The sequence below is a fragment of the Rhodoferax antarcticus ANT.BR genome, assembly GCF_001938565.1.
GTDB lineage: Bacteria > Pseudomonadota > Gammaproteobacteria > Burkholderiales > Burkholderiaceae_C > Rhodoferax > Rhodoferax antarcticus.
In genome coordinates, this window is record NZ_MSYM01000001.1 from 70375 (window position 1) to 85711 (window position 15337).

At 60.2% G+C, this 15337-nt stretch carries 13 protein-coding genes; 12 read left to right on the top strand and 1 reads right to left on the bottom strand.

All coding sequences use genetic code 11. The features are described from left to right. The first annotated feature begins 14 nt into the window (after positions 1–14). The 4 genes from BLL52_RS00345 (at position 15) to BLL52_RS00360 (ending at position 3160) form a co-directional block, all read left to right on the top strand. Positions 15–449, top strand: a complete 435-nt coding sequence (locus BLL52_RS00345; RefSeq protein ID WP_075584763.1) for a DUF1841 family protein — start codon at positions 15–17, stop codon at positions 447–449. 90 nt (positions 450–539) lie between these two features. Then, positions 540–1394, top strand: coding sequence for an AAA family ATPase (locus BLL52_RS00350; RefSeq protein WP_075584764.1), 855 nt, complete (start codon positions 540–542; stop codon positions 1392–1394). A 194-nt stretch (positions 1395–1588) separates the two neighbouring features. Continuing rightward, the gene (locus BLL52_RS00355) at positions 1589–2182 is read left to right on the top strand and encodes a GNAT family N-acetyltransferase (protein WP_075584765.1); all 594 of its coding nucleotides are present in this window, start codon (positions 1589–1591) and stop codon (positions 2180–2182) included. 279 nt (positions 2183–2461) lie between these two features. Beyond that, positions 2462–3160 (top strand): metallophosphoesterase, encoded by a 699-nt coding sequence (locus tag BLL52_RS00360; RefSeq protein ID WP_241838932.1) that lies wholly within the window; start codon positions 2462–2464, stop codon positions 3158–3160. Positions 3161–3547: 387 nt separating this feature from the next. Here the strand turns inward: BLL52_RS00360 and BLL52_RS00365 are convergent, their stop codons facing one another. Next, positions 3548–4600: an HD-GYP domain-containing protein gene (locus BLL52_RS00365; protein ID WP_075584766.1), complete on the bottom strand. Its 1053-nt coding sequence runs from the start codon at positions 4598–4600 to the stop codon at positions 3548–3550. 360 nt (positions 4601–4960) lie between these two features. On the opposite strand from BLL52_RS00365, the gene BLL52_RS00370 reads away from it, so the two are divergent. The 8 genes from BLL52_RS00370 to BLL52_RS00405 all read left to right on the top strand — a co-directional run bounded on the left by BLL52_RS00370 (position 4961) and on the right by BLL52_RS00405 (position 15300). Continuing rightward, positions 4961–6073, top strand: coding sequence for a GGDEF domain-containing protein (locus BLL52_RS00370; protein WP_075584767.1), 1113 nt, complete (start codon positions 4961–4963; stop codon positions 6071–6073). A 375-nt stretch (positions 6074–6448) separates the two neighbouring features. After that, on the top strand, positions 6449–6766 hold the full coding sequence (locus BLL52_RS00375) for a hypothetical protein (RefSeq protein WP_139313241.1): 318 nt from the start codon (positions 6449–6451) through the stop codon (positions 6764–6766). Positions 6767–6875: 109 nt separating this feature from the next. After that, positions 6876–7310: a PACE efflux transporter gene (locus BLL52_RS00380; RefSeq protein ID WP_075584769.1), complete on the top strand. Its 435-nt coding sequence runs from the start codon at positions 6876–6878 to the stop codon at positions 7308–7310. Positions 7311–7430: 120 nt separating this feature from the next. Continuing rightward, positions 7431–7661, top strand: coding sequence for an antitoxin (locus BLL52_RS00385; protein ID WP_075584770.1), 231 nt, complete (start codon positions 7431–7433; stop codon positions 7659–7661). Positions 7662–7675: 14 nt separating this feature from the next. After that, the gene (locus tag BLL52_RS00390) at positions 7676–8080 is read left to right on the top strand and encodes a PIN domain-containing protein (protein ID WP_075584934.1); all 405 of its coding nucleotides are present in this window, start codon (positions 7676–7678) and stop codon (positions 8078–8080) included. A 19-nt stretch (positions 8081–8099) separates the two neighbouring features. Continuing rightward, positions 8100–9311: a vWA domain-containing protein gene (locus BLL52_RS00395; protein WP_075584771.1), complete on the top strand. Its 1212-nt coding sequence runs from the start codon at positions 8100–8102 to the stop codon at positions 9309–9311. Next, entirely contained in the window at positions 9308–11236 is a 1929-nt protein-coding gene (locus tag BLL52_RS00400; RefSeq protein ID WP_075584772.1) for an autotransporter assembly complex protein TamA, read from the top strand. The genes BLL52_RS00395 and BLL52_RS00400 overlap by 4 nt, the downstream gene beginning before the upstream one ends. Further along, entirely contained in the window at positions 11233–15300 is a 4068-nt protein-coding gene (locus BLL52_RS00405) for a translocation/assembly module TamB domain-containing protein (protein WP_075584773.1), read from the top strand. Before BLL52_RS00400 ends, BLL52_RS00405 begins: the two co-directional genes overlap by 4 nt. Positions 15301–15337 lie beyond the last annotated feature (37 nt).

Consider the following 15337-nt stretch of genomic DNA (forward strand, 5'->3'; position numbering starts at 1 on the left):
ACAATTAAACCACCATGTTCAACCCATCCCAAGCCGACGTTCGCCGCTTTTTTTGCTCTGTTTACGCCAAAGCCCAAGCAGAACAAGCGCTGGACGCTATGGAGACAATAGCGTCACTGTGGATGAACGAGCATCCCGAATTTCACTACGAGCTGGCCGACCTGGACGCCGCCCTGGCCAGCATGGACCGCCTTGAAGACGGCAAGAGCAACGCCTTTTTGCACCTGTCCATGCACCTGTCGATCACCGAGCAATGCAGCATTGACCAGCCGCGCGGCATCCGCCAGGCGGTGGAACTGCTCACCTACCGGCGAGATTCATTGCACGAGGCGCACCATGAGGTGATGGACTGCCTGGGCCAGATGATGTGGCAGAGCCAGCGCGCTGGCCGCCCGCCTGATGGCCCGACCTACATCGCCTGCGTGCAACGCCGCGCCACCCAGGACTAAGTCGCCCCTGCCGTACCATCACACGCTGGCCAACCTGAACCCGCATTGCCACTGAGCCCGTATAGACCCTGCCCCAACCAGACCACCACCATGAAATTCCAAGGCACCCAAAACTACGTTGCCACCGCTGACCTGATGCTGTCGGTGAATGCCTCTATTGCCCTGCAGCGCCCGCTGCTGGTCAAAGGCGAGCCCGGCACTGGCAAAACCATGCTGGCCGAAGAAGTGGCCAGTGCGCTCAACCTGCCGCTGCTGCAATGGCACATCAAAAGCACCACCAAGGCGCAGCAAGGTCTGTACGAATATGACGCGGTGAGCCGCCTGCGTGACTCGCAGTTGTCCGACGTGGATGGCGGCGAGCGCGTCAAAAACATCCACAACTACATCGTCAAAGGCGTGCTGTGGCAGGCCTTTACCGCCGACCAGCCGGTGGCGCTGCTGATTGACGAGATTGACAAGGCCGACATCGAATTCCCCAACGACTTGCTGCGCGAGCTTGACCGCATGGAGTTCTATTGCTACGAAACGCGCGAGCTCGTCAAGGCGCGCCACCGCCCGCTGGTGTTCATCACCTCCAACAACGAGAAAGAGCTGCCAGACGCATTTTTGCGCCGCTGCTTCTTCCACTACATCAAGTTCCCCGATGCGCCCACGCTCAAGCAAATTGTGGATGTGCACTTTCCGGGCCTCAAAGCCGAGCTGCTGCAAGCCGCGATGAAAACCTTTTTCGACATCCGCAACCTGCCCGGCTTGAAGAAAAAACCCTCCACCAGCGAGTTGCTGGACTGGCTTAAGTTGCTGCTGGCGCAAGACATTCCGGCGTCCGTCCTGCAGACTGAGAACGACAAGGTAGCGGTGCCGCCAATGGTGGGCGCGCTGCTGAAAAACGAGCAGGACGTCTCGCTTTTTGAAAAACTGGTGTTTATGCAGAGCCGAAATCGGTAAGGTGCTTTGCTTTTTCCGGCTTGCGACAAAGGTTTGACTTCCTGGACTCAGGCATGAACGAGGTCTCGCTGCGCGGAAGCCAGTGGGGGCATCCCCCTCATACTGGAGTACCAGAAATCGGGGGCTACCCCCACTGGCTACCGCGCGACATGCTTGGACGGGTCTGCATTTTTAAGATTCTTTTGGGGAAATGAATGGTTTTTGTTGAACCGGTCACGCTCAGCGCACCCGGGGTCACACTGCTGCCGCTGTCGCTCGAACACGAAACGGGTTTGCGCGTTGCCGCCGCTGACGGCGAGTTGTGGAACATCCGCGTCACCTCGGTGCCCGAGCCGGAAAACACCCGGAAATACATCGAAGACGCGCTGGCCATGCGCGAAGCGGGCAACCGCTTTGCCTTTGCCGTGCTTGAGGAGGCCACTGGCAAAGTGCTGGGCACGAGCAGCTACCACGACATTTTGCCCGCTGTGAAACGCGTCGAAATTGGCTATACCTGGTATGCCAAAAGCGCGCAGCGCTCTCATGTCAATAGCACCTGCAAACTGCTGCTGATGACCCACGCCTTCGAGACGCTGGACTGCCACGTGGTGGGTTGGCGCACCGACAACTTCAACCACGCCTCGCAAGCGGCCATAGAGCGGCTGGGCGCCAAAAAAGACGGCGTGATCCGCGGCCACGCCCTGCGCCGCGACGGCACTATTCGCGACACGGTGATGTATAGCCTGCGCTCGGGTGAATGGCCCGAGGTGAAGGCGCAACTGCTGTATTCGCTGGATAAACCGCGCTGATGGCGGTCATCTACGCCTTTGGCGCGGGGGCGATACGCCATCAAATTTCATAGCTTCTACCGCAGGTTGTTAAAGGGCTAGAGCCATATTCCTTATAAATTACCATGTCGAACCGGGCTACCACGGGTTCTGTCTGCCGGGTAGCCTCAATGTTGCGCCGCCGCAAAAAATTAAGGGACCGACCCGCCCCATTCATTTGTTAGAGGACCCAACCGTTGAAGCTTCACATCCTTTCTGACCTGCATTTAAGCGTCGCTGGCTTTGAGGTGCCACAAACGGATGCAGACATCATCATTCTTGCGGGAGACATCGCCCGCCACAGAAGCCATCACCTGGGCAAGCGCCCTCACCAAGCCCGTTCTTTACGTGCCAGGCAATCACGAGTTATGCGGTAGCAGCATTGCCTCGACGGCTCAGGAAATGAAGGAGTTGTGCAGCGGCAGTGGTATTCAGGTGCTCGACACCACCGCGGTCGTGATCGGCGGCGTGCGTTTTCTTGGGACCACGTTGTGGACCGATTTCCAGCTATTTGGCGATGGCGAGAAGCGCAATGAGGCTGTCAGCCAAGCTTTGAGCTTCATTCGTGATTTCAGCAGAATTCAAATGGACGACGCGTCCGTAACCGTGTTCACGCCGGACCTGTCTGCCGTGGCGTTCATGCGTCACGCGAACTGGCTTGAAGAACAGTTTGCAGAGCCTTTTGCGGGCAAAACCGTTGCCATCACCCATCACGCTCCCTCGCCGCAAAGCATTCATCCGCGATTTGCGGGCTCGCCGTTTAACGCGTGCATCGTCTCCGATGCCGAACGGCTCATCGACGGGAAACATGCCGCGTTGTGGATACACGGCCATACCCACGACAGTTTTGACTATGTGGTGAACGGCACGCGCGTTGTCTGCAACCCGCGCGGCTACGCCAAGAACGGCGTGAACGAGAACCCGCAATTTGATCCGGCCCTGGTCATCGAAGTCGTGTAAGCCGCGCGCTCGCCTGCCTGCCTGCCCTCAGGCTTGTGTAAGCGCGGTTACGCTGGATGCTGGCGACGGCCGGCCTCCCAAGTGAATGAGTTCACTGATTGCGATGGCCATTTCTGCTTTGGCGATCAAGTTACGTGATGGAAGGCATCGCAATGCCTAGGGTTTTTTAGCGTAGTCACGTTTAGTGATGCTTGGATGCGATCCCATCGCGTGGCTTTGCTTGATCATTTTTTGTTCGAACCCGAGATGGGTCACAGTCCCGCTTTAAATGACGTTTGTACCAGTAGGCGCAAACCTTGGGAATTCAGATCGCCACATCAGGGAATGCACACCCCTTTTCAAGCGAATTTCTCTCAGTTTTGCGCACTCGCCCAAGAAGACCTGCCGTCATGGTCGGACACTGCTTGCTGCGACGCAAGCGAGTACGCGCCGGTGATCAAACGAAACGCGTACCCGACTAGGTTCGACGCCCTTTCTCACAGTCAGCCCCGCGCGTAAAGTATCCCTTCGCTCAGGTTGTGTTAGCAGCCCTCCGTCTTCACGACGCAGGCTGGCCACGATGGGTGTGTGCGCCTTCTCGCCCCGTTTTATCACCACGGCGGTTTCGCCATTTGCAAGCTCCACGAAAGTACCAGGCGGATACAGTCCAACGACTTTCAATAGCGTCGCGCCAATGCCGTCAGGATGCCCACTCGCACCAAGACACGCATCTCGGGCAGCCATTGCGGGTGTAACCGACTCACGGGATACTCGCCGACTGAGTTTGGCCGTGTAGATGTCCACCCGGCGCAGCAGTTCGGCCAGACGTGGCCCAGTTTTCGCGTCACCGCCATCCTCCGGGTCCAAGACCAGATGATGGTGTTGCACAACATAGAGCCAGACAGGCTCCGCGACGCCTGCCTTGGTCAGCAAGTCAACGCTTGCCGCTGAATGGACATTTATCAATTCACGTTGCCGATCTGACAAGGAGAAACTTTGTTTGGCCAACGAATCCTGCAAGGTCGTTATGCTGACGTTCATGCTTAGCGCGGCCAATGCCAACGCCTGCTTTTCTTCTGCCGGCCAGTCCATCCAGTCGGCCGCCAACTCCGCCATCACTAAGCAGATCATTGAATGTTGGGCGCTGTAGTGGCCAACACCGCTCCCATTGGATTGAATGAGGACGTAAAGCGCCAAATCAACGTTGCGCCGGGCAAGCTCCCGCACATCGCGCGTTAATTCGGTGAAACTCGCAACCCACGATCCGTCGATGTTGGTTTCACTCAACAACCGCGTGGCCTTGGCGATCAACAGTTCCCAGGTGTCCAGGCCTTGCTGGACAAGCAGTGGCTGGCGCTGCGAGTCTCCCTTCGAGACTGCAACCTGGGGTGCTGCTTCATGGTGATCGACATGGCTCTGTGCTTCAGGATCTGACGGATCGTTTGGTTCTTGCTCTCTCATAGGTAGTCATTTGTATGAATTTCAGCACGCAGACGCTTAAAAATAGCGCCATTGCTAGGCGGTTTTCCGATTTCAGTTGCTAATTGGAATGGGCGTCGGTCGAGGATTATGTGGTCTCATTAGCCATGTCGCAGCGGTATCCAAATTTTGAACAAAGATACGCCATGACCAAGTCTGGACTTTCCCGAAAACCATCTGCTATGGCGATGTCTGTTCGGTTGGTCGAACGAACGCTATGGGTCGAAGAAGGCTCGAACATGGCCTGAGCACAAACTGCGTCCCTGATCGGACAAAACACGTAAGCGATGATGCAACAATGCTGTGTTTGTGCTGTCAACAAGACATAAGAAAGAGGCCGCTATGGAAGCATTTCGTTGGGATCACTGGTATGTGACGGGTTTGCCTGCGGTTGATGAACAGCATCACTATCTGGTTGACATCATCAACCAATTTGGTCAGTCGCTGATGCAAGCCCAGGGCGCAAACCCCGAAGAAATCGAGCGACTTTTTCAGGAACTTGCACGTTACACCCAATACCATTTCAGCGAAGAAGAAGCGCTGATGGTGCAATCTGACATGGATGCCCGCCACCTGGCGCACCACACCCGGGAGCACGCCCAATTTTTGCAGGACGTAGTCCAGATGCGGGGAGAACTACTCGTCAGTGATCGCAGGTCAGCAACAGCGTTACTAAGTTACCTGACCAACTGGCTGGCTTACCACATCCTGGGCACCGACCAGATGATGGCCCGGCTCATGAAAGCCCGTGCAGAAGGCATATCTGCTGACGAAGCTTACGAATCGTCCCAACAAAACAAGGATCCCGCAACTGCCATTTTGCTGCAAGCCATGAGTCATTTAGTCGAGCAGATCTCCGACCGCAATCGCGCCCTGCTTGAGATGAATCAGACCCTGGAGGCCCGCGTTGCCGAGCGCACGCAGGCCCTGTTGCAAATGAACCAGCGACTCGAGACCATCGCGATGACCGATGTGTTGACCGGTCTGCCCAACCGACGCCATGCCATGCAGGTTTTGGAGACCGAGTGGCAGTTGGCCAAGACATCCGGCGATACCATGGCGTGCATGATGATCGACGCTGATGGGTTCAAAAAAGTCAACGACACCTACGGTCATGATGCTGGCGATGAGGTGCTACGCCAGTTGGCACGCTGCTTGACCCAGGCAGTCCGTAACGATGACGTGGTGTGCCGCCTGGGCGGCGATGAGTTTCTGATCATCTGCACGGACACGCCGCTTCAAGGCGCGCTACAAACCGCCGAAAAGGTGCGCCGTGAAGTCGCTGAGTTGCAGGTACCCGCGGGAGATGGTTTCTGGCACGCCAGTATCAGCGTTGGCGTGGCAGCCAGTCTGCCCGCGTTCGAGAACGTTGAGCGATTGCTCAAAACCGCCGATGACGGCGTGTATGCCGCCAAGGCCAATGGCCGCAACTGCGTTGCAAGTGTTCAGGCGTGAAGGCGGGCTTCTTGCAAGGTAACTTCTGCGAGCCCTATGACGGAAATGAACGCATTTTTTCTGCCAAGCAAGCGCTTTCACAAAGATGCACAGCGATGTCTACAAAAACTGGTACCCGCTGCTGAGCTAAACCCCGCCCACAGGGTGGGACACCATCACCGATCGTGAAAATCAGTCCGCCAAATTGGCTGACCACACTCACCCAAGCGGCTGTTGGGCTAAGGCTATAGTGCACTTATGACCACACCTTCGAAACGCCCTCCTAAGCCAGCGGCAAAGGCCGTAGCAAAGTCGGCCGCAAAGTCTGCGACAAAACCGGCCGCCGCTGTCCCATCAAAGGTTCAAGCTAAGGGAAGCGCTAAGGCACTGCCGCACTTGCGTTTCTACCACTCTGAGGCTCTGCGCACGAAGACGCTCGCTGTACTCACCGCCCTAGAGGAGGCTGATGACCCCACCGAGCACCGTGAAGCCTTGGCCAAATTGGTGGCCGAACTGAATGATGCCGGTATGGACTACTGTTTTATCAGGCCACTCAAACTGGCAAAACCGGGCTTTCTTATCGAGCAGTCCGCCAGCCTGGGTATGGTCGGCGCCCTGCAAGTCATTGGGTCGGTCGTGCGCAACATCATCGGGCGCATGGACGGGCCTCGGCTTCTGTCGATCTCGGCATCGATTCGGCAACTCACCCTTTAGGCTTTGCTTGGGTCAGCGGCGCGTTGCTTCATAAAACACGGCGCATCTCGATCAAGTGCCACCTAAACACCATCCGCAACCAGTTCCCCAATTCCAACCACAGCATTTCATGAGTCCCAGAACCCGACGTGTACTCCAAGCCCTCTTGTATGAAGCCTTCGCCATTGCCTTCGTCGGCCCTGTGCTGAGTTTTGCCTTCGACAAGCCACCGAGTTCAACCCTGGCGCTTGCCGTCGTTCTGTCCACCATTGCGCTGACCTGGAACTATGTTTTCAACACCTTCTTTGAGCGCTGGGAGTCGCGCCAATCCGTCAAAGGGCGGTCATTTGCCAGGCGTCTGGCGCATGGCATCGGCTTTGAAGGCGGCCTGACGGTGTTATTGATCCCGGTGATGTCGCTTTGGTTGGAGATATCGCCCCTGAAAGCATTTGTGGCAAATCTGGGACTGCTGGCGTTTTTCTTCGTCTACGCGATTGCTTTCACCTGGGCTTTTGATCGGCTGTTCGGGCTGCCTGCATCCGCGGCGAAGCGGCATGGAGTCTGAGCGTTAACCGTCGCACATCGGCGACTCGGCCCCACGCGCGTGCCGGGCATCGCAACACCATTATTGCCAGATCAACGTTGCCGTATACACTGCGTATATCGTGACTTCAGGAGCCACCTCATGACCACCACCGCCGCCGTTTTTATGTCTGGCAACAGCCAGGCGGTGCGCTTGCCCAAGGCGTTTCAGCTCAGGTCCAAGCGCGTCACCATCGAGCGCCGGGGCAATGAAATCGTGCTGCGCGAAGCGCCGGAAACGATGAAGGAGTTCCTGGACAATCTGCCCATCATTGCGGATGCCCCCTTCGACTTGGGTGATGAAGGCCCAGTGGAACCTGTCCAAGCGTGGTGAAAACAGTGTCGCCTTTGCCTCCAAACTACCTGATCAACACCAACATTTGGAGTCATCTGCAACGCCGCACAACCCAGGCCCTGATCATCAGGTTTGCCGCACTCAACCACGGCCAGGCATTTATGTCCCCCGTGGTTTTGGGCGAACTGGAGACTGGATTCCAAAAGGGTGACCAGGCGCCATACCGCCGGTTGGCGCTGGATCAAATTTATGCCTCCTGCCAGATGCTGACAGTGAACCGGCAGGTAGCGGTCGAGTACGCCCGACTTCGTTCTTTGTTGGAACAAGGCGGCACGCCCATCGGCCCCAACGACACCTGGATCGCCGCCGAAGCGCTACACCACAAACTGGTGCTGGTGACCGACAACGTGCGTGAGTTCTCCCGCGTGCCCGGCCTCAAGGTCGAAAACTGGCTGTAAATTTGCTGAGCACCTGACCATGCTGATTGATTTTTTCTACACCCTGCGCGCGGCCAAGTTGCCGGTTTCGGTCAAGGAGTTTTTGATGCTGCTGCAAGCGCTCAAGCTCGGCGTGGTCGGCCCCAAAACGCCTGTATCTGACAACGAGTCAGCCGCCAGTGGCTATGCCATTGACGACTTCTACTTTCTCGCCCGCGCCACCCTGGTGAAAGACGAAAAGCACTACGACAAGTTTGACCGCGCCTTTGCCGCCTATTTCAAGGGCGTGGAGATGGTCAGCGACTTCACCCAAAAGATTGCGCTGGACTGGCTGAAAAAAACCCTCGAACTTGATCTGACCCCCGAGCAAAAAGCGGCAATAAAAAAAGTGGGCTGGGACGAGTTGATGGAGACGCTCAAAAAGCGTCTGGACGAGCAAAAAGAGCGTCACGAAGGCGGCAACAAGTGGATAGGCACCGGCGGCACATCGCCGTTTGGCCACGGTGGCTTCAACCCGCAGGGCATCCGCATTGGCGGTGCTGGGAAAAACAAGAGCGCGGTCAAGGTGTGGGAGCAGCGCGCCTACCGCGACTATGACGACACGCAAGAACTCGGCACGCGCAACATCAAGGTGGCGCTGCGCCGCCTGCGCAAATTCGCGCGTGAAGGCCATGTTGAAGAGCTGGACCTCGATAACACCATCCGCTCCACCGCCGCCAACGCTGGCTGGCTCGACATCAAAATGCGCCCCGAGCGCCACAACAACGTCAAAGTGCTGCTGCTGATGGACGTGGGCGGCACCATGGACGATCACATCGCGCGGGTGGAAGAGCTGTTTTCAGCGGCCAAGACCGAGTTCAAGCACTTGGAGTTTTATTACTTCCACAACTGTGTGTACGACTTTGTCTGGAAGAACAACCGCCGCCGCTTTGCCGAGAAGTTCCCCACCTGGGACATCGTGCGCAAGTACAACAAGGACTACAAGCTGATCTTCATCGGCGACGCCACCATGAGCCCCTATGAAATTTTGCAACCCGGTGGCAGCGTGGAATACAGCAACGAAGAAGCCGGCGCCGAGTGGCTGGCGCGCCTGACACACGCCTACCCGCAGTTCGCCTGGATCAACCCTGAGCCGCAAGGCGTGTGGCAATACCGCCAGAGCATCAGCATCGTGCAGCAAATCATGAGCCAGCGCATGTTTCCTATGACGCTCAAAGGCCTGGAAGACGCCATGCGGCTGCTCAGCAAATGAAGGCACTCTGGCTGGCGACGGGGTGCCTGCTGCTACCGCTGTTCGGGCTGGCGCAAAGCGTGGCGCAGGCGGATGCGGATGAGGACCCGGCTGAGATCAGCCAAGACAGCGTGACCGCGCCCGGCGATGTGGAACCGTTTCAAGCTGATACCAACACCAACCCGCCCCCCAGCATTGCGGCCGATGTCGCGGCGCCCGCTTTCGCCCTCAACATCACTGCGCCCGATGACATCAAGCCACTGCTGGAGCGCCACCTCGATCTGCTGCGCTACCGCAGCTTGACGGACCTGAACGACGACGAGCTCAACCGCCTGATCGACACCGCCCGGCTTGATGTGAAGAAGCTGGTTGCCACCCTGGGCTATTTCTCACCGCTGATCCAGATCAGCCGCGATAGCACCGGTTCCACACTGGCGGATCGGGTGGTCAACATCAGCGTGGTGGCGGGTGAGCCGGTGCAGGTCAGCCAAGTGCAGGTGGGTTTTGCCGGCCCCATCGCCACCGAGCCCGAGGCCGCCAACCAGCGCGACCTGATCGAAGCCAGCTGGCTGCTGCCCGCAGGAAACCGCTTCACCCAGGCCGGCTGGAGCGCCGCCAAGCAAAAAGCCTTGAGTCAACTCACCAGCAAGCGTTACCCCACTGGCACGCTCAGCGCCACCAGCGCCGATGTTGACCCCGTCGCCCAAAGCGCCCGCCTTGAAGTGACGCTGGAGTCAGGTCCGGCCTACCAACTGGGCGCGTTGGTGACCACTGGCCTGAAGCGCTATGACGCAGAGTTGGTGCGCCGCCTGGCACGCCTGCAACCCGGCAGCGACTTCGACCTCAAGGAATTGGTGGCCGCGCAGCAGCGCCTGTCTTCAAGCGGGTTTTTCAACTCGGCGTTCATGCAGATCGACACCACTGGCGACCCCCAAGCCGCGCCGGTGATGGTGACGGTGCGCGAGGCGCGGCTGCAAAAAATCACGCTGGGTTTGGGCGCCAGCAGCGACAGCGGCGTGCGCTTCAGCGCTGAACATCTGCACCAGCAGGTGCCGGGCCTGGGCTGGCGTGCGCTCAACCAGATCTCAGTTGACCGTGAAACCCAGACCCTCAGCACCGAGCTGACCGCACCACCCAATGAAGACGGCTGGCGTTGGAACACCTCATTGCGGCTGCAAAACGAGCGCAACGGCAGCTTTGACATGGGCAGCCAACGCTGGCTCGCCGGCGCCAGCAAAGCAGGCGATCGTATCGACCGCAGCTATTACCTCGAATACGACCGCGCCGACACGCCCGCAACAGACACCGCGCCTGTTGGGGTGGCCGAATCGGTCAGCGTGAATTACGCCTTCACCCTGCGCAATTTTGATACCCTGCCCTTTGCGAGCAGCGGCTGGGCACTGGGCCTTGAAGTGGGCGGTGGCACCACATTGGGCCGCGAGCACGAGCCCTTCAGCCGGGTGCTGACCCGCTGGCAAAGCTACTTACCACTGGGCAAACGAGCCGACAGCAACTCACCTGACCTGCGCGCCGGGCGGCTTGCCTTTCGCGCGCAAGTGGGCGCTGTGGTGGCGCAGGATGGCATCAACCTGCCGCCAACCCAACTGTTTCTGGCCGGTGGCTCCAACAGCGTGCGGGGCTACGGTCTGCGCACCATTGGCATCACCCAGTCTGACGGCCAAGTCGTGGCCGGGCGCTACCTGGCCATCGGCAGCGTGGAGTGGCAAAGGCCCATCACCGTCAAAGGGAAGCTGACCGATTGGGAGGGCGCCCTGTTCATTGATGCCGGCTCAGTAGCCGACAAGGCCACAGACCTGAATGCCAAGGTCGGCGTGGGCGCGGGCGTGCGCTGGAAAACCCCGGTTGGCCCGCTTCAAATCGACCTGGCTTACGGCGTGGCGCTGAAAAAATTGCGGCTGCACCTGAACGTGGGGTTTGTATTTTGAGGCCCTGGCTGCGCAATACCCTGGCCGCGCTGGCACTTAGCTTGCTTGCGCTTGGGGCCTTGCTGGGCGGGGCCTGGCTGTGGAGCGGCAGCGACTCCTCTCTGAACTCTGCACTGCGCCTGGCCGCAAACAACTTGCCAGCGGGCCAGACGCTGGAGGCGCGCGAGGTCAGTGGCTCGCTGCGCGCAGGTGGGCACATCGGCTGGCTGCGCTGGCAGCAGGGTGACCTGAGTGTGCAGGCGCAAGACGTGACCCTGGCCTGGGCACCCGCCGCGCTGTTGCAACGCGAGTTGCGGCTGAGCCAGGTGCACATCAAGCGCCTGATCATTCGCGACCAGCGGGCACCCAGCCCCGCTGCCATCAGCACACCGCCAACCGATCTGGGCCTGCCGTTTCGGGTGGACGCCGACGTGCGCGTCGACGCGCTGGAGTGGGCTGGTGCCACTAGTCAGCAGCTTGAACAACTCAGCTTTCATTATGTTTTTGATAGCTACTTGCACAAGCTGGATAAGGGCCAAAGCCTATTTTCATCAAATATTTACAAGTTTTCAGGCCAGCTGCAGGCCAGCGCTGAGATGGCGCTTGAACTGCAAGTGACCGGTGGCATCAATGCCCCAGTGCCCGCCAGCAAGGAGCCGCTTCGCCTTGACGCGCAAGCCCAGCTGCGCGGCGCGCTGGCCGGGCCGCAGGCTGAGCTGATGCTGCAAGCAGACATTAAGCCGCCGCCCACTGACGGCAGCCAGAGCGCCATGCAGGCCAGCTTGTCGGCGCGGATCGCCCCTTGGCAAGCGCAGAAAATCACCGGCGCGCAGGCGCAATGGCAGGCGTTGAATCTGGCCAGTATTTGGCCGCAGGCGCCTGAGACCGGGCTCACCGGGCAGGCCAGCGTCAGCCCGCAAGGTGATAACTGGCAGGCCAGCATCGCGCTGGACAACACGCTGAGCGGCCCGTGGAACGAGCAGCGCCTGCCGGTGCAGCAGGTGAAGGCCGAGCTGACCTATGCCAGCGGCCACTGGCTGCTTCAATCGCTGCAAGCGCTGGCAGCGGGTGGCAGCGTTCAGGCGCAGGATGAGTTGGGTGCCGAGCCAGGCGCTGAGGCGCCCACCACCGGTACAACTACCACTGCTACTACTGGCACACCAACCGCTGAGGCGCCCCCGCTTTGGCGCAGCACAGCGCAGGTCAAGGGCATTAACCCTGCCGCTATCGACTCACGTCTGGCCCCCGATGCGATTAGCGGCAGCGTTAGCGTGCGTCAGACATCAGCCAGCCCAACACCGGCGGACAACAGCCCACTCACCGCTGACAGTGGCAACACCGCCAGCGCCACCAGCCCGATCAGCGCCTCAGAAGCGGATCAATTCAGCTTTGACCTGGAATTGAAGTCCAGCAGCGCAAGCAAAGGCAAAGCCGCCCGTGTCGTCACTGCGCCGCTGGCAGGCCTGCATCTGCAGAACCTGAAGGCACAGGGCCATTGGTCTGCGCCGCAGTTGGACATCAACGCCCTGCAGCTGACCACTGAACAAGCCCAGTTGCAAGGCCAGCTCAAGATCAACACTGCCAACTTCGCCACCCAAGGCAAGCTGAGCCTGGCCCTTCCCGGTTTGCAAGCAGACGCCAATGGCCTGCTAGCGCCGGCAGACGGGCTGGGCACGCTGTCTGTTCAAGTACAGGATGCGGCAAAGGCGAGCCGCTGGCTAAGCCTCTGGCCAAAGGTGAAAGCGCAACTGGCTGGCGCACAAATTCAAGGCAGTGCGGAACTCTCGGCAAGCTGGCAAGGCGGCTGGCAGCAAGGCGCGCAGGCCCTAACTCTGAATGCCAGCCTGAGCGCACCGCAGCTTGAGTGGTTGCCCGCCACACCTGTGGCCGCCGCACCCGCTAAAACGATCAAACTGGAAGATGCGCGGCTGGAGGTTTCCGGGCAACTGAGCAAATTGCAATTGAGCAGCAAGGGGCAAGTCACCTTGGGGGTGCAAAAGGCCCAGTGGCAAACCCAGGCCACAGCAGGCCGCGTAAAAGATGGCAGCTGGCAGGCCAGCCTGACCCAGGCAGAGCTGTCCTTGCGTAGCCCGAATGCACCCACACCGTGGCAGCTGCGCTTGGGCGGGCCCGGCATGCCACCTGGCGCGGCGACCAGCACCAGCGCCTCGGCGCAGCCGCTGAGTCTGCGCTGGCAGCCCGGTACCAACGCCAACACGCTCAGCGTCTCGGCCGGCTCGGCGCAACTTCAGGGTCCCAGTTCCAGCGCGGCGGATATCAGCTGGCAACCCATACGCTGGTCGCAGTCCACAGCCTCTGGGCAGGCTACCACCCAGCGCCCAGCGCAGTGGCGCAGCCAGGGGCGCATTGATCGTGTGCCGCTGACATGGCTGGACGCCTTTCTTGAGCAACCCCTGTCTGGGTTGGGAATCAGCAGCGACGCAATGCTGTCGGGCAACTGGGATGCCGCTTACAGCGACACCCTGCACCTGGTCGCCACGCTGGAGCGCAGCGCGGGCGATGTTCGCATCCAGGCGGAGGCCGGGCGCTCTACCGCGCTGGCCGCTGGGCTGCAGGAGGCCCGACTGCAGGTCAATCTGGACGGGGAGCAGCTCACGGGCACCCTGCGTTGGGACAGCCAGCGCGCTGGCAAAGCGCTGGTAGCCTTCGGCACACAACTCACCACCCACAGCGGTGGCCTGACCTGGCCTGCCAATGCACCGGTGGGGGCCAGCTTGCAACTGGAGCTGCCGCCAGTAGACGCCTGGTCGGCGCTGGCACCGCCTGGCTGGCGGCTGCGCGGCAAGGTGGACACCCACATTGACGTCGCCGGCACCCGCGCCAAGCCGCAGTGGGAGGGCAACGTGCGTGCGCGCGACCTGGCCGTGCGCTCGGTGGTGGACGGCATCGATTTCAGCCAGGGCACTTTGGACGCGCGACTGCACGATCAGCAGATCGACATCCAAACCTTTACCCTGCGCGGCGCAGGCACGCCGCAAGACCCCGCAGCGGGCGGGCAACTGAGCATGACCGGCTCGGTGTTCTGGCTGCCCGAAGCAGGCCAGAGCAGCATCGACCAGCGTTTTCAGATGGCGCTGAAAGTACAGCTCAGCGCCCTGCGCCTCAGTGCCCGCCCGGACCGGCGTCTGGTGGCCTCTGGTCAGCTAGAAGCTGAGCTGAAAGACGCGCGCCTGACCCTACGCGGCAGCCTGATCGCTGACCAGGCGCTGATCACCCTGCCCGACGACAGCACCCCGAGCCTGGACGACGACGTTCGGGTGCGCAAAGTGACCACCGGCCCGACCGGCGCCACAAAAGCAAGCCCGCAAGCGAACCAGGCGCCCGCCAGCCAGGGCACCCGCATCACCCCCGATGTCTCGGTCAACCTGGACTTAGGGCCAGACTTTCAGCTGCGCGGGCGCGGGTTGCAGGCGCGCCTGGCCGGCAAACTGGTGCTGACCGCCGAGGGCAACGCCGCACCCGAGCTGGTTGGCTCCATCCGCGCAGTCAATGGCACCTACGAAGCCTATGGCCAGCGCCTGCAAATTCAGCGCGGACTGATCCGTTTTTATGGCCCGATCGACAACCCGGCGCTGGCCATTTTGGCCATTCGCCCCAAACTCACCCAGCGGGTGGGCGTGCAGCTGAGCGGCACCGCCTTGTCACCGGTCGTTTCTCTGTATTCCGACCCCGGTTTGTCAGACGTGGAAACCCTCACCTGGCTGGTGCTGGGCCGCTCCAGCAGTGCCGGTGGTGCTGAAGCGGCGCTGATGCAACAGGCCGCGCTGGCCCTGCTGAGTGGCAATGGCAAGAGCCTGTCAGACGACTTGACCAAAGCCTTCGGGCTGGACGAGCTGAGTTTTAGCGCCGGGGAAGGTGGCGACGCCACCAACACCACCAGTTACGCCTCCATCACCCTGGGCAAGCGCTTGTCAAAGGACTTCTACGTAGCGTACGAAAGCAGCCTGGGCGGTGCCATGGGCGTGTTCTATATCTTTTATGACCTGAGCAGATTTCTGACCCTGCGCGCCCAGACCGGCGAACAAAGCGCCGTCGACCTGATCTGGACCAAGCGCTACGACTGAGCTGGCACCCACGGGGTGCCCCAAAAGCGCCCTTTAC